Consider the following 24,853-nt stretch of genomic DNA (forward strand, 5'->3'; position numbering starts at 1 on the left):
AGTCGCAGGTCAGAGCGGTAGGCCCCGTGGGACTCGAACCCACAACCCGCGGATTAAAAGTCCGCTGCTCTGCCAGTTGAGCTAGAGGCCCCGGTGCGCGGTGCGCACCGGGGCCATCATCGCAGAGCCCACCCCACCTGTGGCACTCCCACCCGCGGCACTCCCGTCCCGGTCCACGGTCACCGCGGCAGTTCGATCACGCGGTCCCGCTCGCCGCGCGCCTCCCCGCGCCCGTTGCGGCTGGTCTCGCCGAGCTGCGGGGGCAGCAGGTCGGCGCGGTTGTGCCCGTTGAGGGAGGGGGCGGGCGGGGGAGCGGGATAGGTGGCGGGGTCGGAGCGGCGCCACTCGCTGTCGAGGTCGGCGAGCAGGGCCTCCAGGTAGCTCTTGAGCTGGGTGCGGAAGGCCTTGCCGAACGCCTGGAGGTAGACGACCTGCTCCTGGAGGTCCTCGACGGTGCGGTGCCGGCCGGTGCCGACGGCGGTGGCGGCCTCCAGCTCGGCCTTCTGCATGATGGCGGTGGCCTGCTCGGAGGCCTCCTGCACGACGGCCTCGTACCGCTCGCGGGCCTCGATGGCGAGGCGGCGGCTGTACACCTCGGCGTCGGCGACGTACTGGTCGGCGGTCTGCTGGGCGGCCGACAGGATGCGCACGGCGTGGGCGGTGGGGTTCTCCGGGACGGCGTCGTGCAGACCGGCCTGCTCCTGGAGGTTGCGCACCTGGGCGCGCAGCTCCGCCTTGTCCGTGGCGAGCCGCACCAGTTCGTGCTGCACGCGGTCGAGGAACTTGTCGACCTCGCTGGCGCGGTAGCCGTTGACGAGGTTGCCGCGGCTGAACCGGACGCTGTCGACGTCGGCCGGCGTGAGGCGCGCGGCGTCTGGGCCTTCTCCCGTCCCGGTGGTCACGAGGACACCTTCCCTTCCACGCTGGGTCCTGGTCGGCTCGCGCTGAACGCCTCGGTGCGGATGCGCTCCTCGGGCACCCCGCCGGCGACGAGCTGGCTGCGGGTGCTGCGCACCATCCGCGGGGAACCGGCGACGTACACGTCGCGGTTGGTCCACGGCCCGCGGCGGGCCACCACGTCGGCGACGTCGCCCTGCTCCAGCTCGGAGCGCTCGTCCTGGGAGACGACGGGCGTGACGGTGAGCCAGGGGTTCTCCGCGGCGGTGCGCCGCAGCGCGGGCAGGTCGTAGAGGCGTTCCTCGGTGCGGGCCCCGACGAACAGGTCGACGCGGCGGGCGGGGCCGTGCCGGGCGACCTGGTCGACGAGCGCCTTCAGCGGTGCAATGCCGGTGCCGTCGGCGACGAGCAGCAGGTCCCGCTCGGACCTCGGCTCGAGGGTGAGCCGGCCGACGGGGGGCCCCAGGCGCAGCACGTCGCCGACGCCGACGTGCCGCACGAGCGCGGAGCTGACGGGGCCGCCGTCCTGGGCCTGCACGTGGAGCTCCAGGATGCCGTCGGGGCGCGGCGCGTTGGCGACGGAGTAGTAGCGCCACAACCGGGGCCGCAGCTCGGTCTCCACGGAGACGGACTGCCCCGCCTCGTGCTCCAGGGCGATCTGCGGCTGCACCTGCAGGACGGCGATGTCGTGTCCGTGCATCTCGTGGGTGAGGACCTTCGCGTCCCACCAGGGGGGCTGGCCGGCGGCCTGCTCGGCGGCGGCGACCATCACGTCCGCCACCAGGGTGTAGGCGGTGGTCCAGTCCGCGGCGAGCTCGTCGTCCCAGTCGCCGTCGAAGTGCTCCAGGGTGGCCAGCAGGCTGGCGCCCACGGCGGGGTAGTGGGCGGCGGCGGTGCCGAACTTGCGGTGGTCGCGGCCGAGCTGCTGCAGCACGGGCACGAGGGCGTCGACGTCGTCGACGAGGGCCACCACCTCGCCGAGGGCGGCGAACAGCCGGTCGCGTTGGTGGCGCATGGAGACGGGGAACATCTGCCGCGTCTCGGGGTGGCTGAGGAACAGGTGGGAGTAGAAGTACAGCGGGGCCTCGTCCCCCGCGGCGGCGGCCTTGCCGAAGTTGGCCCGCATCCTCGCGATGTCCACGTCCGTCCCTCCCGTGCCGGCGGTTCTCGTCCTCGTCCCGTCCGCTGCGCCGTGCGTCAGGGCGCCGGGACGGGTGCGGTCACGACGTCCTGCCGGTGCGCGCCGAGGGCGGCGCCGACGGCGGCGATGGTGTCCTCGCCGACCCCGGCGTCGACGAGCACGGCGACGAGGTGCTCCACGACGCGGTCGAAGTCCCGCTCGCCGATGCCGAGGCGGGCGTGGGCGGTGGCGAGGTCGCGGCCGTCGTAGCGGGCCGGGCCGCCGGTGACCTGCACGAGCAGCTGCGCCTGGTGGGCGCGCAGCCGGGGCAGGTCGACGCCGTCGAAGAACGGCGCGAGCTGCGGGTCGGCCACGACCCGGCGGTAGAACTCGTCGACGGCGGTGCGGATGCCGCCCTCGGCGCCGAGCTGCTCGTAGACGGTCACGGGCGTCCTCCTGGTGGTTCTGGAACGGGTCGCTGCTGCGGGGTCTCGCTGCTGCCGGGCTTCGCTACTGCGGGGTTCCGGCGCCGTCCTCGTGGTACTTCTCCAGCACCCCGTTGAGGTGCCGCACGAGTTCGTGGACCTGCAACCGGGCGGCGCGCTCGGACTCCAGCAGGTCCGCGGTCTCCGCCTCCAGCTCCGCCTGCCGCTCGCGGCTGGCCCGCTCGACGTCCGCAGCGGCCTGCCGGGCGGCGTCCTCGCGGGCGGCGGCGCGTTCCTGCGCGTCGGCGAGCAGCCGCTCCGCCTCCTGCTGCGCGTCGGCGACGGCGGCGTCGGCGCTCTGCTGCGCCATCTCCAGCAGGCGCAGCGCCCGCGTGGGCGTGTCCACCGCGCCGCCGGTGCCGGCGCCAGGAGTGGCGTGCAGGCGGGCCTCGGCGTCGGCGCGGGCGTCCTCGCTGGCCGCCAGGCGGTGCTGCAGGTCGAGGACGGTGGCGAGGGCGCGTTCGACGAACGCGTCCACCTCGGTCTCGAGGTACCCGCCGCGGCGGGCGGGGGAGAACCTCGGGGTGTGCAGGATCTCGTCGGTGGTCGTCGATGACACGGGTCCTCCTCCGTCGGCCGCTCGTGCGGCGGTCCGTCAGAACTCCGCCTGCGCCGCTGCGGCGGGGGACCGGGAACCGTCGTGGTCCGCGGTCCATCGCGTTGCGGTGGCGGGGATCCGGCGCGCGGTGCAGCGGCAGCTCCACCGGGCCGTGGCAGCCCGGCGCGCAGCTGGGGGTTCCCGGTGCATCCCACCTCCCGCTTCACGTGCTGGTGCGCCGCAGCGTACGCAGCGTGAACCGATTGAGGAAGCAATTTGACGGAACCCGGACGAGTCGTCACTCGAAGAAACTATGTAGTTACCCTGAGTTCTGAGAACTTTCGCGGTCCAGGGCGTCCACGGCCAGGACCACGCACGCCGCGGTCCACCCCAGCGGGGCGGGGCCGGCGGGGGCGCCGTCGGGCAGCACCTTCTCCGGCAGGCTGCCCCACGGCACCCGGTGCGCGTCCAGCCACGTCAGCCAGCGCCCGGCCACCTCCCCGCGGCCGGTGGCGGCGGCGGTGAGCGCCACCAGCCCCACCTCCGGCGTCCAGGAGATGCCGTCCTGCTTCCACCCGGCGCCGGGGGCCAGGCCGCCGGCGGGGCGCACGGCCTCGCGCTGGTAGCCCTCCCACGCCTCGACGACCTCCTCTCCGGCGGCGGCCGCGAACGGCGGCAGCAGGAAGCACGTCGCCGCGTCGCGGCCGCCGGCGCGGGCGTAGCGCTGGTACCCCTCCGGGCCGAAGGCGTCGCGGACGCGGTCCTCCAGGCGGTCCGCGGCCGCCCGCAGCGGAGCGGCGGGCTCGCCCAGCAGGGCGTGCAGCCGGGCCGCGGCGCGCAACCCGGCCAGCAGCCGGGCTGCGGCGCCCAGCGGCAGCCGGCGCTCACCGCGCTCCCAGTAGTCGGGGGAGACGGGCGGCAGCCGGCGCCCCTCGCCGGTGAGGGTCAGCACCGAGCGCACGCAGCCGTCGAGCAGGCCCCGCAGCGCGGTGCCGGGGCGCAGGTCGGCGGCCGTCGCGGCGGGGGCGTCGGCGGCGAGCTCGGCCCGCGCCCACAGCAGCCACCCCACGCCGTCGTCCTGCGCCCGGCGGCCGTCGGGCAGGCTGCCGTCGGGGCGGTAGCGGGCCTCGAAGCCGCCGTCGGGGCGCTGCACGCGGGTGAAGAACGCCAGCGCGGCCAGGGCCTCGGGCCGGTGACCGGTGCGGGAGAGCGCAGCGGCGGCGAACGCGGCGTCGCGCGGCCAGGAGAAGCGCCAGCGCGCGGCCGGGCCCGCGAGGAAGGCGCCGCCCTGCTGCAGCTGGCGCAGGTCCAGCAGCGCCCAGCGGACCATGTCCGCCCAGGGGCCGCCCGCGCCGGGCAGGGAGCCGGCGGCGAGCCAGCGGGCCTCGGCGAGCGGGCCTGTGTCGCCGTGGTCGGCGGTGGCCCGCCAGGAGGCGTCGGTGAGCAGGCCGGGCAGCGGGTCGGGGCCGAGGTGGCGGGGCAGGACGGCCGCGGTGGTGCCGGCGCCGGCGAGCAGCACCGCCCCGGCGCCCCCCAGCAGCACGCGACGGCGCACCTGGTACTCCTCCTCGCGTCAGGCGCCCCCCGGTGGGTGCCGGACGATCGTGAGGATCGACCCTAACGCGGTGCGGCGGTGGCCGGGCCGTTTCCCCCGAAGGGCCCCCGGTCGACGGCCCCGGTCCGGCCGGCGGCGGTCAGGTCATGGCGTGCCGCGGCGTGCGGACGGCCTCGACGAGCTCGGCCAGCACCCGCTCGGCGTCCTCGTGGGACACCTGGCAGGTGCCGGCGGCGAGGTGGCCGCCGCCGCCGTAGCGCAGGCAGACGGCGCCGACGTCGACGGGGGAGGACCTGTCGATGATCGACTTGCCGACGGCGAAGACCGTGTTGAGCTTCTGCTTGCCCCAGATGACGTGGATGCTGACCCGGGCCCGCGGGTACATGGCGTAGACCATGAACCGGTTGCCGGCGTGGATGACGTCCTCCTCGCGCAGGTCCACCACGGCCACGTCGCCGTGCAGGGTGGTGACCCGGCGCAGCTGCTCCTGGAACAGCTCCGCCTGCGAGCGGTACAGCTCCACGCGCTCGGCCACGTCGGGCAGGGCGAGGATCGCGTCGACGTCGTTGTGCTCGATGCACGCGTCGATGAGCTGCATCATCAGCTGGTAGTTGGAGATGCGGAACCCGCGGAAGCGCCCCAGGCCCGTGCGGCTGTCCATCAGGAAGTTCAGCAGCGCCCAGCCCTGCGGGTCGAGCACCTCCTCCTCCGAGTAGGCCGCCGAGTCGCCCTGGTCGACGGCGGCCATCAGCTCCGGGGTGACCTTCGGGAAGCGCTCGGCGCCGCCGAAGTGGTCGTAGACGACGCGGGCGGCCGAGGGCGCGTCGGGGTCGATGACGTGGTTGGCGGCGGTGCCGCCGGTGCGCAGCGCCTCGGAGTGGTGGTGGTCGAAGACCAGGTGCGCGGCCGGGGCGTAGGGCAGGTTCGTCAGGACGTCCCGCCCGGTGACCTCCACGACGCCGTCCTGCACGTCCTTGGGGTGCACGAACGTGATGTCGTCGATCATGTCGAGGTGGCGCAGCAGGACGGCGCACACCAGTCCGTCGAAGTCGCTGCGGGTCACCAGGCGGTACTTCACGGGGCTCTCCTCGGGCGTCGCGGGTCTGGGCCCATCGTCCCCCGGACGGCAGATCATCACCACTCGCAGTGATCGTCTGGCTACGCGTGGCCGGGGAGGGTGCTTCGACGCGCCGAGCGGCAGGTGCCCGGCTAGCTTGCGGAACGCCCCCGCCGCTCACGCCCCGGGTAGCGCACCAGCGCTCCCACGCCCACGACCACCGGAGTGCTGCCGTGACCACCCCTGCCGTGCCGCCGACGCCCCCCGCCCGCACGACGCCGCCCCGCCCCGCCCGCCGCGCCGTGCTCGGTGCCGGCGCCGGGCTCGCCGCCACCGGCGCGCTCAGCGCCTGCAGCGGCTTCTCCACCGGCGGCGACAGCTCCGACGACGCCTCCGGGGACGCCACCGGCGGCTCCTCGACGCAGCTGACGATGCTCACCTGGGCCGGCGACGCCGAGGCCAAGGCCTTCCAGGCCCTCGCCGACGGGTTCGAGGCCCAGAGCGGCACCACCGTGAAGATCCAGGTGGTGCCGTACTCGGAGATCCTCACCGCCGTCGACACCGGCCTGCGCACCCCCACCCCGCCGGACCTGTTCCGCGTCAGCTACACCGACGTCGGCGTCTACCGCGAGCAGGGCGTCCTCGCCGAGCTGCCCGACGCCGGGGACCTGGAGGGCTCCTTCCTGCCCGCCTTCTGGAGCGCCGTCACCGACGACGACGGCACCTACGGCATCCCCCAGCACACCGACACCTCGATGCTGCTGCTCAACACCGCCGCCGTGGCCTCCGCCGGGATCGGGGCGCTGCCCACCAGCCCCGACGACGCCTGGACGTGGGAGCAGTTCACCGACGTCCTCGGCCGCATCCGCCCCACCCGCGCCGACACCTTCGCCTTCGCCGCCAACTGGCAGCGCGCCGGGGCCTTCCGCTGGCTGAACTTCGTCGACCAGGCCGGCGGGCGGCTGCTCACCGAGGACCTCACCGACGTCGCCGCCGACGACCCCGGCCTGCTCAAGGCCCTCACCTACACCCGCGACCTGTTCCGCAACGGCCTCGTGCCCCCCTCCGGCGCCGCGCGCGGGCAGGCCGCCAGCGACCTGTTCACCAACCAGACCGTCGCCACCTGCTTCGGCGGGGACTTCCTGCTGCCCGACTTCGAGGCCGCCGGCTTCGAGTACACCGCCACCTTCCTGCCCCGCGACGTCAACGCCTCCGCCGACCTCGGCGGCAACGCCCTCGTCGCCGTGCAGGACTCCCCCAACCGGGAGGCGGCGCTGGAGTTCCTGCGGTACTGCGCCGGCCAGCAGCAGGTGGCCGACTTCTGCGCCGCCACCACCGTGCTGCCCACCCGTTCCGACATCGACCCCGCCTCGCTGCAGTTCGCGGTGCGCCCGGACCTCATGCGGCTGTACGTCCAGCAGGCCGAGGCCATCCGCACCGAGCTCGTCGAGCAGGTCGTCGTGCCCAGCTTCAACGCCGTCAACGCCCAGCTGCGCGACCGCCTCGACGAGGCGTTCCTCGGCTCCGACGACGACACCACCGCGCTGCGGAAGATCACCGACGGGGTGCGCTCCGTCCTGCAGCGGTGAGCGTCACCGCACCGGCCCGCAGCGCCCCGCCGCGGCCGGCCGCGGCCGCGCGCCGGCTGCCCGTGCTGCGCCGGGCGGTGGTGTCCTCCGCGATGCTCGCCCCCGCGCTGGTGCTGTTCGGGCTGTTCGTGCTGTACCCGCTGGTGGGGGCGGTGCGGATCTCCCTCACCGACTCCACCGGCATCGGCGAGGCCCGCTGGGTGGGCCTGGGCAACTACGCCGAGCTGGCCCGCGACCCGGTGTTCTGGCGCGCCGCCGGGCACACCGTGCTGCTGGCGGCGGTGTCGGTGCCCGTCAGCCTCGCCCTCGGCCTGGCCCTGGCCCTGCTGCTGCGCGACAAGCTGCCCGGCCGGGGCCTGTTCCGCGCGCTGTTCCTGGCGCCCTACGTCCTCTCCGGCGTCGTCGTCGCCATGGCCGGGCGGTGGATCTTCGACGAGAACATCGGCATCGTCCACCGCCTCGCCCTCGCCCTGCACCTGCCCGCGTGGTCCTGGCAGTCCAGCCCGTGGCCGGCGGCGGCCTCGATCGTGCTGGTGCTGCTGTGGGCGCGCACCGGGCTCGCCGTCGTGCTCTACCTCAGCGCCCTGCAGGGCGTGCCGGCCGACGTGATGGAGGCCGCCGAGCTGGACGGGGCCTCGCCGTGGCAGCGGCTGCGGTACGTGGTGTGGCCGCTGCTGCGCCCCACGACGTTCTTCCTCACCGTGCTGCTGGTCATCGAGACCTTCCAGGTGTTCGACCTGGTGTGGGTCATGACGGGCGGCGGGCCCGCCGGCGGCACGGAACTGCTCGTCACCTACGCCTACGGGCAGGGCTTCAACGCCCGCCGCGAGGGGTACGGCTCCGCCATCGGCGTCGTCGTGTTCGTCGTCGTGCTCGCCGCCACCGCCCTGTGGTGGCGGGCGCAGCGGGCCTCGGAGGACGAGGCGTGAGCGCCCGGCGCGCCGGCCGCCTCGCCGTCGTCGTCGCCCTCGCGCTGGTGTGGGTGTTCCCGCTGTACTGGATGCTCGTCACGGCGCTGTCCCCCCGCGGCGACGTGCTCGCCGGCCGGGTCGGGCTGCTGCCCGACGGCATCGACACCGGCGGGTTCGTGCGCGCGCTCACCGACTTCCCCGTGCTGCTGTGGCTGCAGAACTCCGCGGCCATCGCCGTGGTGGCCGTCGTGCTGACCGTGGCCGTCGACGTCAGCGCCGGCTACGTGCTGGCCAAGCACCGCTTCCCGGGCAGGGCGGTGGTGTTCCTGCTGGTCGTGAGCACCCTGATGATCCCCGTGCAGGTGCTGCTCGTGCCGCAGTTCGACCTCGTGGCCCGCCTGGGGTGGCTGAACTCCTACTGGGCGGTCATCATCCCGCGCGCGGCGGAGGCGTTCGGGGTGTTCCTGGCCCGGCAGTACTTCCTGTCGCTGCCCGACGAGCTGCTGGAGGCCGCCCAGCTCGACGGGGCCGGGCAGCTGCGCACGCTGTGGTCGGTGGTGCTGCCGCTGTCGCGGCCGCTGGTGGCGGTGCTCGTCGTCATGACGTTCATGTACCGCTGGAACGAGTTCGCCTGGCCGCTGGTGGCGCTGCGCGACCCCGCCCTCTACACCCTGCCCGTCGGCCTGTCGTTCCTGCAGGGGCAGTTCACCACCGACTACCCAGCCCTGATGGCCGCGGCGCTCGTCTCGGCGGCGCCGGTGCTCGTGCTGTTCGCCGTCGCCCAGCGGCAGTTCGTCGCGGGCATCGCGCGCAGCGGGCTGAAGTGAGCGGCGCTGACCCGGGTCCGGGGCGTTTCCCCGCGCCGGACCCGGGTACGGCCACCGGGTGGCGGGTCGAGACCGCGGCTCGGGAGCAGCACCGTCCAGCAGGAGGTCGTCGTGTCGAAGAAGCCGGACCAGGACCAGATGCGCGCCGCGGCCCGTGAGGCCAAGGAGCACGGGATGAGCCCCAGCGAGGCGGGCGTCACCCAGGGGGCGTCCAAGCAGACCGACCACCACACCCACGCCGAGCGCCACCAGGAGGACAGCCCGCGCGGGGGCAAGTCCTGACGTCCGCGGGCGGCGGCCCGGTGCGCTCGTCGGTCGTCGTCTTCGACGTCAACGAAACCCTGTCCGACATGGCGCCGATGGCGAGGCGCTTCGCGGACGTCGGCGCGCCCGGGCACCTGGCCGCCGCGTGGTTCGCGGCGCTGCTGCGCGACGGCTTCGCTCTGGCCGCGGCGGGCTCGGCGGCGCCCTTCGCCGAGGTGGGCGCCGGGGTGCTGCGCGGGCTGTTGCACGGCCGGCAGCTGGCGGTGCCGGTGGAGGAGGCCGTCGAGCACGTGCTGGCCGGCTTCGGCGCGCTGGACGTGCACCCGGACGTGCCCGCCGGGGTGCGCGACCTGCGCGCGCTCGGGCTGCGGCTGGTCACCCTGACCAACGGCGCCACCGCGGTGTCCGAGGGGCTGCTGGAGCGCGCCGGGCTGCGCGCGGAGTTCGAGCGGCTGCTGTCCGTCGACGACGCCGGGGCGTGGAAGCCCGCGCGGCGCGCCTACGAGCACGCGGCGCAGCGCTGCGGCGTGCCCGTGGCCGGGTGCCTGCTGGTGGCGGTGCACCCGTGGGACGTCGACGGGGCGTCGCGGGCGGGGATGCGCACCGCGTGGGTCGACCGCACGGGGGCGCCGTACCCGCAGCACCTGCGCGGGCCCGACCTCGTCGCCTCCGGGCTGGAGGACCTGGCGCACCAGCTCGCCGGGAACGGCTGAGGCCGCCCCCCGCGATCGGGGAGCGGCCTCGGCCGTCGGCTGGTGCGGCTCAGAACACCGTCGGGTCGGTGCCGGCCCGCACACCGGGGGAGCGGGTGGCGTGCGCGGCCGCCTGCCGCTGCGCCTGCTGCTGCGCGGCCTGCTGGGCCTGCTGGGCCGCCTGCTGCTGGGCGGCGGCGTACTGCACCTTCACCTGCTCCATGTCCAGGGCGCGGATCTGACCGATGAGGTCCTCCAGCGCCGGGGCGGGCAGCGCACCGGGCTGGCCGAAGATCGGCACCCCGTCGCGGTAGGCGACGAGGGTGGGGATGGAGGTGATGCCGTAGCGGGCGGCGAGCTCCTGCTGGTCCTCGGTGTCGACCTTCGCGAAGGTGATGTCGCCGTGGGTCTCCGACGCCTGCTCGAACACGGGCGCGAACTGGCGGCACGGGCCGCACCACGCCGCCCAGAAGTCGATGAGCACGATGCCGTCGCGCACGGTCTCGTCGTGCGTGTCCAGGGTGAGAGCGGTGGTCGCCATGACCGGCACAACCGCGGGGCGCGGCGAGGTCTTCCCGGTGGGCCTGCGGGCGCGTGCTCCCCGGGCGCCCATCTCCGGGTTCGGGCGCCCGGGGAGCAGGATCTGGCCGCCCGAACCCGGAGATGGGCGGCTCGGCGGGGGAGCGGGCTCAGCGCGGGGCGCGCCCCGTCAGCGCCAGCAGCCGCTCCTGCGCGGTGGCGCCGGCCGGGGCCTGGACCGCCGGGCCGAAGACGCCCCACGCCCGCCACTGCTCGGCGTGCACCTCGAAGTACGCGAGCATCCCCGCCACCAGCTCCGCGGGCAGCTCCTCGTCGAGGCCGAGCAGCCGGGCCAGCTCCACCGCGCGCAGCCCGCGGAAGGAGACCACCTGCCACAGGTAGTCGCGGGCGGAGAAGTCCCCGAACGAGCAGTGCACGGTGCGCTCGAGGTCGTCGAGCCCCCGCACCGCCGCGACGGCCGCCGCCGCCGTCGCGGCGAAGCCGGCCTTCACGTCGTCCCCGAGCACCTCGCCGCCGAACGGGGTGCCGAAGGCGTCCTCGCCCACCTCGGCCATCGTGCGGCCCGCGAGCAGCGCCGGGATCCACGCGTCGTCGTAGGCGTGGTAGCCGACGAGCTCGCGCAGCGACGGGTCGCTGGACGGGTCGCTCGTCGTCACCACCCCCCTCGTGCCGCGGTCCCACGCCTCGTCGGGAACCTGCCGCACGAGGTCGGTGAACACCTCCAGCGCGCGGACGGCCAGCGGGCGCGGGTCGATCGCGTCCGCGCCCTGCGCGGTGACGTCGTGGGTGCTGGTCTGGCTCATGGCTCCTCCTGAGGGCCTGGACCGGGTCCGGCGGCCGCTTCCCCGCGGTCGCCGCCGCCGAGGCTAGGACGCCATCCCGTCAGATCCTGTCGTCTTTCGGGTCGATCTCGGCATCGGCCCTGCTCCCGTCCCCGTACAGCGCCGCCAGCGCCCGCGCCTGCGCCGCCACCTGCCGCCGCAACCGCCCCGGGGCCAGCACCTCCACCGCCGCACCCATCCCCAGCAGCGACATCACCGCCCAGCGCTCGCCGTCGAAGAGCACCTCCAGCTCCACCCGGCCCCGCTCGTCGCGCGGCAGGCCCTCCGCCAGCACCGGCACCTGCGCCTGCCCCGCCGCCGACGCCACCCGCCGCAGCGACGGCAGCACCCCCGGGTCGGCGCGCACCCGCACCCGCACCGCCGCTGCGTGCCGCTCCAGCCCCGAGCGGTGCTCCCGCCAGGCCCGCGGCAGGTCGAAACCCGCCGGGCGCCGCGCCGGCTCGGCCAGCACCTCCACGTCCGCCAGCCGCGACACCCGGTACGTGCGCGGCTGCCCGTCGCGCAGCGCCAGCAGGTACCACTCCGCCTTCAGCACCAGCCCCAGCGGGTCCAGCACCCGCGCCACGACCTCCCCGCCGCGGCGGTGGTGGCGCACCCGCACCCGCCGGTCCTCCCACAGCGCACCCGCCAGCGTCGCCAGCGCCGGCGTCGGCTCCGCGCTGCCGAACCAGCGGTCCGTGTCCAGCAGGAAGCGGCCCGCCACCCGCTCGGCCCGCTCCCGGCCCTCCGCGGTCAACCCCGCCAGCACCTTCAGCCGCGCACCGCCCAGCACGTCCGCCAGCCCCAGCTCACCCGCCGGACCGGCCAGGCCCAGCAGCGCCACCGCCTCCGCCTCCCGCGGCGACAGCCCCGTCAGCCGCGTGCGGTACCCCGCCTCCAGGCGGTAACCGCCGGCCACGCCCCGGGTGGAGACGACGGGCACGCCCGCGGCCTGCAGCGCCTCCACGTCGCGCTGCACCGTGCGCTCGGAGACCTCCAGGCGCTCGGCCAGCTCCCGGGCGTTCATCTGCTGGCGGGTCTGCAGCAGCATCGTCATGGTCAGCAGGCGGCTGGCGCGCACCCGCCCACGGTGCCACCCGCACGCCGGGTCGGAGGAGGCGCCCATCTCCGGGTTCGGGCGTTCGCCGCGCCGGGTCGAGGCGCCCGAACCCGGAGACGGGCGCCCGGAGGAGGGCGGAAAGGGTCCTTTCCGCGCGGGAGAGGGTGGCGCGGAGCGCGGAAAGGGTCCTTTCCGCGTAGGAAGGGGGCAGCACCCCACCCACCTCCAGGAGCACCCGATGGCAGCACCACCCGCAGCGGCGTCCCGGCGGCGCAGGCGGCGCGGCGGGTGCCTGCTCGTGCTCGTCCTGCTGCTGGCCGCGCTGGTGGCCGCCGCCGTCGCCGGCGACGCCACCGCGCGCTCGCGGGCCGAGGCGGCCGTCGCCGAGCAGGTGCAGCGGGAGACGGGGCTGGGCACGACCCCGCAGGTGGACTTCCCGGACGGCTCCTTCCTGCTGCAGGCCGCCCGCGGCCGCTTCGACGCCGTGACGATCACCGCCCCCACCGCCCCCGCCGCCGAGCTGGGCACCGACGTCGACCTGCGCGACGTGCGGGTGCGCCTCGACGGCGTCACCGTGCAGCGCCAGGTGCTGCTCGGCCGGGCCGGGGAGCTGACCACGACCGGCGGCGAGGCCCGCGCCCTCGTGCCGTGGGCCGCGCTGGAGGAGCGGGTGCGCGCCGCCGGAGCCGATGCCGTCCTCAGCGCCGCCGGGCAGCGGGTGCGGGCCACCACGAGCCTGCGGGTGCTCGGGCAGGACGTGGAGCTCGCGCTCGACGTCGCCCCGCGCCTGGACGGCGACGACCTGCTGCTGGTGCCGGAGGCGGCGTCGCTGGCCGGGCGCGGCGTCGGGCTCGACGAGCTGCGCGACCTGGCCCGCTCCGCCGGGCTGTCCACCGTGCTCGACGGCGTCGGCGTGCCGCTGCAGGGGCTGCCGGCGGAGGTCTCCCCGCGCGGGTTGCGGGTCGTGGAGCAGGGGGTCGTCGTGGACGCCGACGTGCAGCCGGTGCGCCAGGAGGTCCCGGCGCGCTGAGGCGGGCGCCGGAGCCCACCTCAGGTCTGCTGCGGCACCGCGGTGCGCAGCGCGTCCAGACCGGTCAGCAGGATGCGCAGGCCGAGCTCGAAGGAGCGCGCCGAGCGGTCCCCGGGCCGGGTGCGGGTGGCGGCGATCGCCCGCGACATCGCCGAGGCCGGGTCGCCGGCGTCCGCCCACACGTCCAGCGGCGCGCCGGCGTCGAGCGCGGACCCCAGCACGAAGCAGTCCAGCACCGTGACGGCGTGCAGCAGCTCCTCCTCGCCGAACCCGCTGCGCTGCAGCACCTGCGCCAGCGCCTCGTAGCTGGCCAGCGTCAGCGGGTCGGAGACGGTCTGCGCGGTGAGCAGGGCGATGACGTGCGGGTGGGCGGCCATCGCGGCGCGGTAGCCGCGCGCCCAGCGCCGGGCGAACTCCTGCCAGTCCGGTTCGCCGTCGTCCTCGGCGGGCATCGCCCCGTCGGTGAGCAGCCCCCGGATGCCCTCGACGATCTCCTCCCGCCCGCCCTTGACGTGGTGGTAGATCGAGGAGGCGCTCACCCCCAGCCGTGCCGCCAGCCGCGGCAGCGTGAACGAGCCGGTCTCGTCCAGCAGCTCCAGCGCGGCGGTGAGGATCTGCTGCCGGGACAGCAGCGGGGTGGTGGGGCGGGCCACGGGGAGGTTCCTCCTGGGGTTCTCGGTGCCGGGGTTCTCGGTGCCGGGGTTCTCCTGGGGTCGGCGCGTCAGGACACCGCGAGCGCCTCCCCGGCGCGGTGCGCCACGGCGCCGTCGACGACGGTGAGCAGCACCGGGGCCTCGGCGAACTCGTCGGGGTCGGCGGTCAGCGGGTCCAGCGCGAACGCCGTGACGTCGGCGCGGAACCCCGCGCGCAGCATCCCCGCCCGGTCGGCGAGCCCGGCCGCGGCCGCGGCGTGGGTGGTGTACCCCTCCAGGGCCATCCGCGCGGTGAGGGCCTGCCCGGGCAGCACGGGTTCCTCCTGCGGGTGCCCGGCGGTGCGCCGCAGCCTGGCGTCGGCCATGACGGCGCGCGGGTCGAACGGGGCGATCGGCCAGTCCGAGCCCAGCGCGAGGCGGGCGCCGGCCTCGCGCAGGTCCCGGGTGCGGAACGCCCGCCCGGCGCGCTCGGGCCCCAGCCGCTGCGACCAGTTGTCGCCGTGGTCGGCGCGCGTGTAGTGGGTGCAGTGGGTGGGCTGCATGCTGGCGGTGACGTCGAGGCGGCGGAACAGCGGCACGAGGTCCGACGGCATGGTCTCCAGGTGCTCCACGCGGTGCGGCACGCCGGTGCGGGTGGGGGCGCCGGCCAGCGCCCGCAGCACGTAGCGGATGCCGGCGTCGCCGATGGCGTGGGTGACGGTGGGCACCCCCTGCGCGGCGAGGTGGCGCACCGCGTGGACGTACTCCTCCGGGTCGGGCCAGAACGGCCTGGTGGACTCCCCGTGGGTGTCGGCCTCCGCCAGCCACGCGGTGCCGCCGTCCACCGTGCCGTCGATCATGAACTTGGCGCCCTCGACCTGCCAGCGCCGCCCGTGCAGCCGCTGCTGCTCCACGACCCGGTCCAGGTCGGCGCGGGTGGCGCCCGGCATGACGAACGGGGCGAACCGCCAGCGGACGGGCAGTTCGCCGTCCTCCTCCAGGGCGCGCACCAGGTCGTGGGAGTCGCCCTCGAAGTCCATGGCGTTGCCGGCGGTGATGCCGACGGCGGCCATGCGCCGCAGCAGGTCCCGCAGCCGCTGCCGGCGGGAGGCGGGGTCGTCGACCGGCGCGGCGTCCTTGACGAGCGCGATGGCCTCCAGCTCCAGCAGGTGCCCGGTGGGCCGGCCGTCGGCGTCGCAGACGACGCTGGCGCCGGAGGCGAACGGGCGCGGGCCCCCGACGCCGGCGAGGCGCAGCGCGGCCGGGCTGGCGAGGGCCGAGTGGGCGTCGAACAGGTCCAGCAGCACCGGCACGTCCTCCCCGACGGCCCGCACCAGCGGCGCGGCGGTGATCGGCGCGCCGGCGAAGGCGTTGGGGTCCAGCCCCCAGCCGCGCAGCCACCCGCCACGCTCCAGCCCGGCGGCGGCGTCGCGCAGGGCGGCGACGAGGCCGTCGAGGGTGCGGACGCCGGACAGGTCGGTGCCGGCGGTCATGTCCAGGCCCATCACGGGGTGGACGTGCCCGTCGACGAGACCGGGGGTGAGGGTGGCGGCGCCCAGGTCGACGACCTCGGTGCCGGCGCCGCACCAGCCGCGGACGTCGGCGCGGGACCCGACGGCGGCGACGGTGCCGCCGACGATCGCGACGGCCTGCGCGTGCGGGTGCTGCGGGTCGAGGGTGTGGACGGTGTCGGCGGCGACGACGAGGTCGGCGCTGCTGCGGGCGGAGCGGTTCACAGGGCTGCCTCGGTGTCGGGTGCGGGGTTCCGCGCGGGGTCCTGCGCGGGATTCTGCGCGGGGTCCCGGGGGGCGCGGCGCTCGGCGTCGAGCCGGCGCACGTCCTCGCCGCCGATGCGGGCGAACACCTCCGGCCGGCGGGCGCGCAGCAGCCGCGCCCACAGCGCGCCGGCCAGCAGCACGGCGGGCACCAGGCCGACGAGGACCGCGTTCAGCGCGGCGCCGGCGGCGGTCAGGTGGTCGATGTGGCGCACGAGGAACCACAGCGCGACGGTCAGCAGCGCGGTGGCGGCGGCGGAGGCGACGAGCGCGAGGCGGGTGCCCGGCTCGCCGCGGTGGTGGCGCCACAGGTAGGCGAGCACCGCGGCGGAGGTGGTGGCCTGCAGCAGCACCACCCCGACCGCGCCGGGCGTGTTCACCAGCAGCACGAGCTGGTAGTACGGGTCGGCCCCGGCGACGGCGAAACCGGCGACGACGACGGCCGCCAGCACGCTCTGCACCGCGCCGGCGGTGGCGGGGGACAGGTAGCGCGGGTGGGTGTGCCCCAGCGCCCGCGGCAGCAGGCCGTCGTGCGCCAGGGAGAGGGCGTAGCGGTTGATGGCGTTGTGGAACGCGATCTGCGAGGCCAGCACGCTCGTCAGCACCAGGACGTACATGACGTCGCTGGCCCAGGTGCCGACGTAGGTGTCCATCGCGGTGAAGAACAGCCCGACCGGGTCCGCGCCGGCCGCCGCGACGACCTGCTCGTCGCCGAACGCCTGCACGACCGACCAGGCGACGAGGCAGTAGAACAGCCCGAGGAACGCCACGGCGAGGTAGGTGGCGCGCGGGATGGTGCGGTCGGGGTCGCGGGCCTCGGCGCGGTAGAGGGCGGTGGACTCGAACCCCATGAACGCCGCGAAGCAGAAGCCCAGGATGCCGAACATCCCGGGCTGGCCGAGGGCCTCGGGGGTGAAGCTGGACAGGTTCAGCCCGTCGGCGCCGCCGCGGGCGAGGACGCCGGCGACGAGCAGGACGAGGATCAGCGTCTCGGCGGCCAGCAGGACGCCCAGCACCTTCGCGCCGACGTCGATGCCGCGCCGGCCCAGCCACCACACGGCGGCGATGCCGAGGGCGGCGAACACCCACCAGGGCACCTCGAGGCCGGTGAAGCGGGCGAAGGCGTCGCGGAACTGGGTGCCGAGCAGGCCGTAGACGCCGATCTGCAGGGCGTTGTAGGCGACGACCGCGAGGAGGCCGGCCCCGGCGCCGGCGCTGCGGCCCAGGCCGAGGGTGATGTAGGAGTAGAACGCCCCCGCGCCGGAGGTGAGGCGGGTCATCGTCGTGAACCCGATCGCGAAGACCGCCAGGACCACCCCGGCGGCGAGGTAGCCGGCGGGGGCGCCGACGCCGCCGATGGAGATGGCCAGCGGGGCGATGCCCGCCATGATCGTCAGCGGGGCGGCCGCGGCCACCACCATGGAGGTGATGCCGGCGGTGCCGAGCGCACCCGCTCTCAGCCCGCCCTCGTCCTGCCCGCCGCTGCTCGTGGTGCCGTCCATGCCGAGTCCCTCCGGATCCGGGTGCGCCGTTGCGCGCCCACCATAACCGAATGTCTGTCGGTTATGGTGGGCGCAGCAGGTTTCGGCGTGGTTTCCGGAAGGTCGCCCCCTCGTGACGGCGCGCTCAGCCCGCCGGGTGGACCACCGCCCGGGCTCAGCCCAGCTCCGGGTCCAGCTCCAGGTCCAGGGCCAGCGCCGCCGTCCACGTGAAGGCCCGCGTGCCGTGCGGGGTGCCGTCGATGGGGTCGACGTACTCGGCGAAGCCGTGCTGCAGCGCGCTGCGGCGCAGCTGCGCCCCCAGCGCCCGCGCCTCCGCCACGGCGCCGCGCCCGCGCAGCGCCTGCACGAGCAGCCACGTCGTGCTCGACCACGACGGCCCGCGCCAGTAGCGGGCCCGGTCGAAACCCGCGGCGGTGAGGTCGTGGCTGGGCACCATGACCGCCGTCCCCAGCCGGAAGCGCGGCCCGCGCAGCGTCGCCAGCAGCTCCGCCGCCCGCGGCAGGTGCGGCAGCAGCAGCGGCAGCAGGCCCGCCACCGTGGCCACCCGCTGCAGCTCGCCGGTGCGCACGTCCCGCGCCGCGTACGTGCCCAGGGCGGGCGAGAACAGCGGCTCCAGCGCGGCCGTCAGCTCCCGCGCCCGGGCCTCGTGCGGTGCCCGGTCCCCGCCCAGCGCCGCGGCGACCTCGGCCATCGCCAGCTCGGCGTCCGCCCACAGCGCGTTGAACGCCGGGTCCTCGCAGACGAACTCGTGGCCGGCGTCGGCGTCGTCGCAGCGGTGGTCGCGGTAGCGCGCGGCCAGGTGCAGGTAGCGGCCGTACTCGGCGTTGCTGGGCCGTTCCGAGGGGTCGGCGTGGCGCAGGTCCGGGCGCGGCACCCCCGGGCCGCCCGCGCGCACGTCCGGCACCCGCGACAGCGGGCCGTCCCAGGCCGGGGAGTTGTCCATCCCGCTCTCCCACGGGTGCACGATGCTCGCCAGCCCCCGCCCGCCGCGGTCGCGCCGGGTGCGCAGGTACCCGTGCCAGGCGAGCAGCCGGGGGTGGGCGCGCTCCAGGAAACCCCGCCGGCGCGACTCCGCCTCGTCGGCGCGGTGCACGGCGAGCGCGGCGCGGGCGTGCACGGGCGGCTGCACGAGCCCGGCGGTGGGCACGGCCGGGGAGCCGGGGATTTCCTCGCTGCGCCAGAACGCGGCGCCGGGGGAGTAGTCCTCGTCGCGCTGGCGGTCGAAGACGATCTGCGGCAGCCGGCCGTCGGCCCACTGCGCCCCCAGCAGCGACTCCAGCTCCTGCTGCGCGCGGCGCGGTGAGACGTGGCGCAGGCCGATCGCGGTGAACGCGGAGTCCCAGCTCCACTGGTGGGGGTACAGGCCGGTGGCGGGCAGCGTGTGCAGCGCGGCGCGGTTGCGCAGCAGCACCTCCACCGCGGCGCGGGCCAGCGGCGAGGACCGGCGCGCGGCGGCCGCGGCGCTCAGAGGAACCTCCGCAGCAGCGGTGGGACCCGCGGCAGCACCTGCTCGGCGGGGCCCGACAGCCGGCTCTCCACGGCCAGCGGCCCGGTGTAGCCGATGGCGCCGAGCGCCGCGCACAGCAGCGGCCAGTCCACGTGCCCGGCGCCGGGTTCCAGCCGGTTGGAGTCGCTGACCTGCACGTGCCCGATCCACGGCCCGGCGGCCAGCAGGGCGGCGGCGGGATCGGACTCCTCGATGTTCATGTGGTAGGTGTCCGCCGCCACCCGCACCCCGTCGCCGCCGACCTCCCGCACGAGGGACACGGCGTCGGCCAGGCGGTTGACCATGTGGTCCTCGTAGCGGTTGAGGGGTTCCAGCAGCAGCAGCACCCCCTCGCGGTGGGCGTGCCCACCGAGGTCGGCCAGGGCCTCCAGCAGCACCTCGCGGTCCTCCTCGGGGGAGCGGGGCGGCTCGAACGGCGGCAGCCGGCGGGAGAACATGCCCCAGGAAGCCGGTGTCATCGCGCCCAGCCCGCCGATCTCGGCCATGACGCCGAGCTGGGAGCGCAGCTGCTCGCGGGCGTCGCGGCGCAGGTCGGGGTCGAAGGCGCCGATGAAGTGGCCCATCTCCACGCACGTCGTCGGCATCGGCACCCCCGCGGCCGCCGCGCGGCGCAGCTCGGGCAGCCGGGCGGCGAAGGCGCCGTCCCCGGCCGAGCGCAGCTCGATGCCGTCGAACCCCCACGCCTGCGCCGTCTCCCACTTCTCCAGCAGGTCGCGGCCGGGCAGGTGCTGCTCCTGCACGCAGATCGCGTTGGCCCTCACAGCGCGCCCCCGGTGTCCTGCGGCGCCGAGTTCTCGGGGAAGTCGAGGACGACCTGCAGGGCCTCGCCGGGGCGGGTGTCGAGCAGCTCGTAGGCGGCCGGGGCGTCGGCGACGTCGAAGCGGTGGCTGACCAGGGCCCCGACGTCGGGCTGCCCGGCGGCGAGCAGGTCCACGACGGTCTCCTGCAACCGGGCGACGTCCCAGCGGGCCCGCTTGCGCAGCGGCACCGCGCCGATCTGGGAGGCGACGACCTCCACCCGGTTGTGGTGGAACTCCTCCCCGAGCCGCAGGTCGGCGGCACCGCCCTGGTAGAAACCGGCGGCCACGACCCGCCCGTCGGCGCCGACGAGCCGGGTCGCCTCGTGCAGCGCCGGGTACGCGCCGCTGAGGTCGATCGCCATGTCGGCACCCCGGCCGCGGGTGAGGGCGCGCACGGCGGCGGCGGCGTCGGGGCCGGGGTCGAGGACCTCGGCGGCGCCGAGGGCGCGGGCCCGCTCCCGACGGGCGGGAACCCCCTCGACGGCGAGGACGCGGGCGCCGGACAGGGCGGCGAAGCGGGTGGCGAGCAACCCGATGACGCCCTGGCCGAGGACGACGACGGTGTCGCCGAGGCCGGCGTCGGCGGCGAGCACGGCGTTGAGGGCGATCGCGCCGACCCGCACGAAACAGCCCGCGACCGGGTCGAGGCCCTCGGGGAGCCGGTGCCCGCGCAGCGCCGCGGCGGGCAGCACCGCCTCGGAGCGGTGCCCCCAGATCCCCCACACCACGTCGCCGGCGGCCACGTCGCCGGGCTCGGTGCCGACGCCCGCGCCGACCTCGACGACGCGGCCGACCTCGGAGTATCCCCAGCCGACGAGCGGGTAGGAGGGCTGCTCGGGGTGGGCGCCGGTGAACAGCCGCTGCACGGGGTCCCACGTGGAGGTGAGGTAGGGGTTCGTGCCGCGGTAGGCGGTGAGCTCGGTGCCGGCGGAGATCCCCGAGGAGGTCGTGGCGACGCGCACCTCGCCCGGTCCGACCGCCGCGGCGTCGAAGGCGGCGACGTCCACGGTGCGGGGAGCGGTGAACCGGACGGTGCGCGGCACGGTTTCTCCTGGGGTTTCCGGCGGGCGGTTCTTGTGCACAGTAGTGAGACGACTTGAGCCTTGTCACTATGCATAAGTGGTGCTTCCATGGTCCCGTGCCGCTCAGGGAGGAGGGCCCGTGACACCGCTGCGCCACGTCCCGCGCCGGAGGTACCGCCCCACCCGCGGGGTGACCGGCCTCGCCGCCGCCCTGCTCGTCGCCACCACGGCCGGCGCCTGCGCCACCGGGCCGCAGGCGCAGGAGGCCGACGTCCTCACCGTCTGGAACCTCGACGGGCAACCCGAGCGCATCGCCGCGATGGCGCAGATCGACGCCGGGTTCACCGCCGCCAGCGGCGTCCGCATCGACCAGGTCCCCGTCGACGAGGCGCAACTGCCCTCGCTCATCGTCTCCGCCGCCGTCTCCGGCACCATGCCCGACGTCATCGCCGGCCTGCCGCTGGGCATCGTGCGCCAGCTCGCCGAACAGGAACTGCTCGACACCGCCGCCGCCGCCGAGGTCGTGGAGGAACTCGGGGCGGACACGTTCTCGCCCACCGCGCTCGAGCTCACCCGCGACGGCGACACCCAGCTGTCCGTGCCCGCCGAGGTGTGGGCGCAGATCCTCGTGTACCGCCAGGACCTCTTCGACGCCGCCGGCCTGCAGCCGCCCACCACCTACGAGGCGATCGAGGCGGCCGCGGAGGCGCTCACCACCGACGGGCGCTACGGCATCACCCTGGCCACCGACCCCGCCGACCCCTTCACCCAGCAGACGTTCGAGAGCCTCGCCCTCGGCAACGGCTGCCAGCTCGTCGACGCCGACGGCGGGGTCGGCCTCGACGACGCCGCCTGCCGCACCACGTTCACCCTCTACGACGCCCTCGCCCGGCGGTACTCGCCCAAGGGCACCCAGACCGTCGACTCCACCCGCGCCACGTACTTCGCCGGGCAGGCGGCCATGACGATCTGGTCGACGTTCCTGCTCGACGAGATGGCCGGCCTGCGCAACGACGCGCTGCCCACCTGCGAGGAGTGCCGCGCCGACCCGAAGTGGCTGGCGCAGAACACCGGCATCGTCACCGCCGTGCAGGGCCCCGACGGGGACGAACCCGTCAGCTTCGGCGAGGTGACCTCCTGGGCCATCACCGGCTCCCACGGCCCGGCCGCCGCCGACTACGTGCGCCACATGATGTCCGAGGGGTACACCGACGCCCTCGGCATCGCCCCCGAGGGCAAGTACCCCGCCCGCACCGGCGACGCCCAGGACCCCCAGCGGTTCGCCACCACCTGGGGGAGCCTGCCCGCCGGCGTCGACTCCCGCGAACCGCTCGCCGACATCTACGGCAAGGACACCATGGACGAGATCGGACGCGTGGCCACCACGCTGCAGCGCTGGGCGATCCCGCAGGGGCAGGGCGCCCTGCTCGGCCCGGTCACCGCGGAACTGCCCATCCCCAAGACGATCTCCAGCATGGCCAACGGCTCCCTCGGCGCCGGTGACGCCGCCGCGGAGGCCGCCGACGCCGTCGAGGAGATCCAGAGGTCGCTGTCGTGAGCGCGCCCACCGCGGTCCGCCCGACGCCCGCCGCGCCCCCACCGCCGCGGCAGGGCATCGCCCGCCGCAACTCCCGCGACGGCCTGGCGATGGTGCTGCCCACCGTCGTCATCGTCGTGGCCGTCGTCGTCGTGCCCGTGCTGTGGAACGTCGTCCTCGCCTTCCAGGACCTCACGCTGCTGGAGGTCCGCGACGCCGGGATCTTCGAGAGCCTCAGCCTCGCCAACTTCACCGAGGTCCTCACCGGCAGCGGGTTCTGGCAGGCGCTGCTCAACACCGTCGTCTACTCCGTGCTGTCCACCGCCGGCTCCATCGCCCTGGGCCTGCTGGCCGCGCTCGCCCTGCGCCGGCCCTTCCCCGGCCGCGGCGCGGTGCGCGCCCTGCTGCTGCTGCCGTACGTGGCGCCCGTCGTGGCCGTGGCGTTCACGTGGAAGACGATGCTCAACCCCCAGTTCGGCGTCCTGAACGCCTGGGGCACCTCCTACCTCGGCTGGGACGAGCCGGTCGACTTCCTCGGCCGCGCGCCCTACGCGATGGCCACCGTCATCGCCTTCGAGATCTGGCGCTACTTCCCCTTCGCGTTCATGTTCATCACCGCGCGGCTGCTGGCGGTGCCCAAGGAGATCGAGGAGGCCGCCACCGTGGACGGCACCACGCTCCTGCAGCGCTTCCGCTACGTCGTCCTGCCGCAGCTGCTGCCCGTCGTGGCGCTGCTCAGCGTGCTGCGGCTCATCATGACGTTCAACAAGTTCGACGACGTCTACCTGCTCACCGGCGGGGGCGCGGGCACGGAGATCTCGGCGGTGCGCGTCTACGACACCCTCACCGGCCGCTTCGACGTCGGCGGCGCCGCCGCGCAGGCCCTCGTCCTCTCCGCGTTCCTCGCCGTCGCCCTGTTCTGCTACGTGCGGTTCTTCGTCAGGAAGGGCGGTGAGGAGTCGTGAGCGCCACGACGACGCGCGCTGCGGGCCGCGACACCCTGGAGGTGGTGCGCAGGCGGCCGGGCCGCACCCGGGCCACGACGGAGGAGCGGGTCTTCGCGGTGCTGCGCTGGGCGCTCATCGCCGCCCTCGTCCTCGTCACCGCGTTCCCCTTCTACTACATGCTGCTGCTCAGCTTCGTGCCCATCGAGTCGCTGCTGCTGAGCCCGTCGCGGCTGTGGTTCGGCCTGGAGACGCTCACCGTCGAGACCTACCGCACCGTGCTGGCCTCCGCCGACGACGGCGGGCAGGGGTTCGGGCTGTTCCTGCGCAACTCCGCGCTCGTGGCCCTGGCCACCGTCGCGGTCACGATCCTCGTCGCCATCCCCGGCGCCTACGCGGTGTCCCGGCTGCCGTTCCCCGGCCGCCGGCAGGTCAGCACCCTGTTCCTGGCCGTCTACCTGTTCCCCACCGTGGTGCTCGCGGTGCCGCTGTTCATCGCCTTCGCCCGCCTGGGGCTGCAGTCCTCCCTCGTCGGGCTGATGCTCGTCTACGTCGTGCAGACCGTCCCGGTGTCCATCCACATGCTGCGCACCTACTTCGCGACGATCCCCGCCAGCATCGAGGAGGCCGCCGCCATCGACGGGGCCGGGCGGGTGGCGACGCTGCGGCGGGTGGTGCTGCCGCTGGCGATGCCGTCGATCACCTCCACCGGCCTGTACGTCTTCATGATCGCGTGGAACGAGTTCCTCTTCGCGCTGCTGTTCCTGTCGGCCCAGCCGGACCGCTGGACGGTCTCCCTGGGCCTGGCGCAGCTGTCCAACGGCATCGAGGTGCCCAAGACCGTGCTCATGGCCGGGTCGGTCATCCTCACCGTCCCCATCGTGCTGCTCTACGGTCTCGCGGAGCGCGCGCTCACCGAGGGCCTCACCAGCGGGGCCGACAAGGGGTAGCGCGGGGAGCGGCGGGACGGAGGGGTTGGCGGTGGGCACGGGGACCGGTCCGGGCGACGTCCTGCAGCTCATCCGGCGCGGGCAGGCCAGCACCCGCACCGAGGTGGCCGAGCTCACCGGCCTCTCCCGCGTCACCGTCGCCCAGCGCGTCGACGCGCTGCTGGCCGCCGGCCTCGTGCGCGCCAGCGGCGCCGGTGCCTCCACCGGGGGCAGGCGCCCGGCGGTGCTGCGGTTCAACGCCGACCTCGGGGTGGTGCTGGCCGCCAGCGTCGACACCACCCACGCCCGCGTCGCCGCCCTCGACCTCGCCGCTGGCGTCCTCGGCGAGCACGTCGTCGCCGTCGACGTCCTCGACGGCCCCGAGCGCGTCCTCACCGCCCTGGAGGACGCCATGACCAAGGTGCTCGCCGACGCCGGCCGCGACGCCGCGCACGTGGAGGGCGTCGGGGTGTCGCTGCCCGCGCCGGTGGACCCGGCCACCGGCCGCCCCAGCCAGCCGCCGATCATGCCCGGCTGGGACGGCTACCCCGTCGCCGACCACGTGCGCCGCGGATTCGACGTCCCCGTCGTCGTGGAGAACGACGCCAACGCCATGGCCGCGGGGGAACACGCCGCGCTGCACCCGGACTGCGCCGCGTTCTGCCTCGTGAAGGTGTCCACGGGCATCGGGGCCGGGATGGTCCTCGGCGGGCGCCTGTTCGCCGGTGTCGACGGCGGCGCCGGCGACATCGGGCACGTGCGGCTGCCCGGCGTCGAGGCGCAGTGCCAGTGCGGTTCGCGCGGCTGCCTGGCCGCCGT

25 protein-coding genes and 1 tRNA gene are annotated in these 24,853 nt (G+C 75.5%); 10 read left to right on the forward strand and 16 right to left on the reverse strand.

Annotation, left to right across the window (positions count from 1 at the left end; translation table 11 throughout):
- Positions 1–18: 18 nt before the first annotated feature.
- From ABEB16_RS07505 to ABEB16_RS07535, 7 genes are all read right to left on the reverse strand, one after another.
- Positions 19–91 (reverse strand) — tRNA-Lys (locus tag ABEB16_RS07505).
- A gap of 88 nt (positions 92–179) precedes the next feature.
- Positions 180–902, reverse strand: coding sequence for a DivIVA domain-containing protein (locus ABEB16_RS07510; protein ID WP_345711639.1), 723 nt, complete (start codon positions 900–902; stop codon positions 180–182).
- Entirely contained in the window at positions 899–2,038 is a 1,140-nt protein-coding gene (locus tag ABEB16_RS07515) for a globin domain-containing protein (RefSeq protein WP_345711640.1), read from the reverse strand. The genes ABEB16_RS07510 and ABEB16_RS07515 overlap by 4 nt, the downstream gene beginning before the upstream one ends.
- A gap of 56 nt (positions 2,039–2,094) precedes the next feature.
- Positions 2,095–2,463, reverse strand: coding sequence for a group I truncated hemoglobin (locus ABEB16_RS07520; RefSeq protein ID WP_345711641.1), 369 nt, complete (start codon positions 2,461–2,463; stop codon positions 2,095–2,097).
- Positions 2,464–2,527: 64 nt separating this feature from the next.
- On the reverse strand, positions 2,528–3,061 hold the full coding sequence (locus ABEB16_RS07525) for a hypothetical protein (RefSeq protein ID WP_345711642.1): 534 nt from the start codon (positions 3,059–3,061) through the stop codon (positions 2,528–2,530).
- Positions 3,062–3,359: 298 nt separating this feature from the next.
- Positions 3,360–4,595, reverse strand: coding sequence for a glycoside hydrolase family 15 protein (locus tag ABEB16_RS07530; protein WP_345711643.1), 1,236 nt, complete (start codon positions 4,593–4,595; stop codon positions 3,360–3,362).
- A 139-nt stretch (positions 4,596–4,734) separates the two neighbouring features.
- Positions 4,735–5,673, reverse strand: coding sequence for an exopolyphosphatase (locus ABEB16_RS07535; protein WP_345711644.1), 939 nt, complete (start codon positions 5,671–5,673; stop codon positions 4,735–4,737).
- Positions 5,674–5,885: 212 nt separating this feature from the next.
- On the opposite strand from ABEB16_RS07535, the gene ABEB16_RS07540 reads away from it, so the two are divergent.
- From ABEB16_RS07540 to ABEB16_RS07560, 5 genes are all read left to right on the forward strand, one after another.
- Entirely contained in the window at positions 5,886–7,241 is a 1,356-nt protein-coding gene (locus ABEB16_RS07540) for an ABC transporter substrate-binding protein (protein WP_345711645.1), read from the forward strand.
- Positions 7,238–8,170, forward strand: coding sequence for a carbohydrate ABC transporter permease (locus ABEB16_RS07545; protein WP_345711646.1), 933 nt, complete (start codon positions 7,238–7,240; stop codon positions 8,168–8,170). The genes ABEB16_RS07540 and ABEB16_RS07545 overlap by 4 nt, the downstream gene beginning before the upstream one ends.
- Positions 8,167–8,979 carry a carbohydrate ABC transporter permease gene (locus ABEB16_RS07550; protein ID WP_345711647.1) on the forward strand — a complete coding sequence of 271 codons (813 nt, stop codon included), beginning with the start codon at positions 8,167–8,169 and terminating at the stop codon, positions 8,977–8,979. Before ABEB16_RS07545 ends, ABEB16_RS07550 begins: the two co-directional genes overlap by 4 nt.
- 111 nt (positions 8,980–9,090) lie before the next feature.
- Positions 9,091–9,261 carry a hypothetical protein gene (locus ABEB16_RS07555; protein WP_345711648.1) on the forward strand — a complete coding sequence of 57 codons (171 nt, stop codon included), beginning with the start codon at positions 9,091–9,093 and terminating at the stop codon, positions 9,259–9,261.
- A 20-nt stretch (positions 9,262–9,281) separates the two neighbouring features.
- Positions 9,282–9,956: a haloacid dehalogenase type II gene (locus ABEB16_RS07560; protein WP_345711649.1), complete on the forward strand. Its 675-nt coding sequence runs from the start codon at positions 9,282–9,284 to the stop codon at positions 9,954–9,956.
- 49 nt (positions 9,957–10,005) lie between these two features.
- Here ABEB16_RS07560 and trxA read toward each other — a convergent pair whose 3' ends face one another.
- From trxA to ABEB16_RS07575, 3 genes are all read right to left on the reverse strand, one after another.
- Positions 10,006–10,476, reverse strand: coding sequence for a thioredoxin (gene trxA / locus ABEB16_RS07565; protein ID WP_345711650.1), 471 nt, complete (start codon positions 10,474–10,476; stop codon positions 10,006–10,008).
- A 148-nt stretch (positions 10,477–10,624) separates the two neighbouring features.
- On the reverse strand, positions 10,625–11,278 hold the full coding sequence (locus tag ABEB16_RS07570; RefSeq protein WP_345711651.1) for a DinB family protein: 654 nt from the start codon (positions 11,276–11,278) through the stop codon (positions 10,625–10,627).
- Between the two features lie 79 nt (positions 11,279–11,357).
- Positions 11,358–12,377, reverse strand: a complete 1,020-nt coding sequence (locus ABEB16_RS07575) for a helix-turn-helix transcriptional regulator (protein WP_345711652.1) — start codon at positions 12,375–12,377, stop codon at positions 11,358–11,360.
- A 217-nt stretch (positions 12,378–12,594) separates the two neighbouring features.
- On the opposite strand from ABEB16_RS07575, the gene ABEB16_RS07580 reads away from it, so the two are divergent.
- Complete coding sequence (locus tag ABEB16_RS07580) at positions 12,595–13,386, forward strand: LmeA family phospholipid-binding protein (RefSeq protein ID WP_345711653.1); 792 nt, start codon at positions 12,595–12,597, stop codon at positions 13,384–13,386.
- Positions 13,387–13,406: 20 nt separating this feature from the next.
- On the opposite strand, the gene ABEB16_RS07585 is transcribed toward ABEB16_RS07580, so the two are convergent.
- The 6 genes from ABEB16_RS07585 to ABEB16_RS07610 all read right to left on the reverse strand — a co-directional run bounded on the left by ABEB16_RS07585 (position 13,407) and on the right by ABEB16_RS07610 (position 20,645).
- Entirely contained in the window at positions 13,407–14,039 is a 633-nt protein-coding gene (locus ABEB16_RS07585) for a TetR/AcrR family transcriptional regulator C-terminal domain-containing protein (protein WP_345711654.1), read from the reverse strand.
- A 68-nt stretch (positions 14,040–14,107) separates the two neighbouring features.
- On the reverse strand, positions 14,108–15,754 hold the full coding sequence (locus ABEB16_RS07590) for an amidohydrolase (protein WP_345711655.1): 1,647 nt from the start codon (positions 15,752–15,754) through the stop codon (positions 14,108–14,110).
- Complete coding sequence (locus ABEB16_RS07595; RefSeq protein WP_345711656.1) at positions 15,751–17,295, reverse strand: APC family permease; 1,545 nt, start codon at positions 17,293–17,295, stop codon at positions 15,751–15,753. The genes ABEB16_RS07590 and ABEB16_RS07595 overlap by 4 nt, the downstream gene beginning before the upstream one ends.
- Positions 17,296–17,449: 154 nt before the next feature.
- Positions 17,450–18,706: an MGH1-like glycoside hydrolase domain-containing protein gene (locus ABEB16_RS07600; RefSeq protein ID WP_345711657.1), complete on the reverse strand. Its 1,257-nt coding sequence runs from the start codon at positions 18,704–18,706 to the stop codon at positions 17,450–17,452.
- Positions 18,707–18,759: 53 nt separating this feature from the next.
- The gene (locus tag ABEB16_RS07605) at positions 18,760–19,563 is read right to left on the reverse strand and encodes a sugar phosphate isomerase/epimerase family protein (protein WP_345711658.1); all 804 of its coding nucleotides are present in this window, start codon (positions 19,561–19,563) and stop codon (positions 18,760–18,762) included.
- Complete coding sequence (locus ABEB16_RS07610) at positions 19,560–20,645, reverse strand: zinc-dependent alcohol dehydrogenase (RefSeq protein ID WP_345711659.1); 1,086 nt, start codon at positions 20,643–20,645, stop codon at positions 19,560–19,562. The genes ABEB16_RS07605 and ABEB16_RS07610 overlap by 4 nt, the downstream gene beginning before the upstream one ends.
- 118 nt (positions 20,646–20,763) lie before the next feature.
- On the opposite strand from ABEB16_RS07610, the gene ABEB16_RS07615 reads away from it, so the two are divergent.
- The 4 genes from ABEB16_RS07615 to ABEB16_RS07630 all read left to right on the forward strand — a co-directional run.
- Complete coding sequence (locus ABEB16_RS07615) at positions 20,764–22,182, forward strand: ABC transporter substrate-binding protein (RefSeq protein WP_345711660.1); 1,419 nt, start codon at positions 20,764–20,766, stop codon at positions 22,180–22,182.
- Positions 22,179–23,126: a carbohydrate ABC transporter permease gene (locus ABEB16_RS07620; protein WP_425560131.1), complete on the forward strand. Its 948-nt coding sequence runs from the start codon at positions 22,179–22,181 to the stop codon at positions 23,124–23,126. The genes ABEB16_RS07615 and ABEB16_RS07620 overlap by 4 nt, the downstream gene beginning before the upstream one ends.
- Positions 23,127–23,170: 44 nt before the next feature.
- Entirely contained in the window at positions 23,171–24,055 is an 885-nt protein-coding gene (locus ABEB16_RS07625) for a carbohydrate ABC transporter permease (RefSeq protein ID WP_345711663.1), read from the forward strand.
- A gap of 31 nt (positions 24,056–24,086) precedes the next feature.
- Positions 24,087–24,853 (forward strand): ROK family transcriptional regulator (locus ABEB16_RS07630; RefSeq protein WP_345711661.1); only part of this gene is annotated, 767 nt, incomplete at its 3' end.

It is taken from the genome of Kineococcus glutinatus, assembly GCF_039542765.1.
GTDB lineage: Bacteria > Actinomycetota > Actinomycetes > Actinomycetales > Kineococcaceae > Kineococcus_A > Kineococcus_A glutinatus.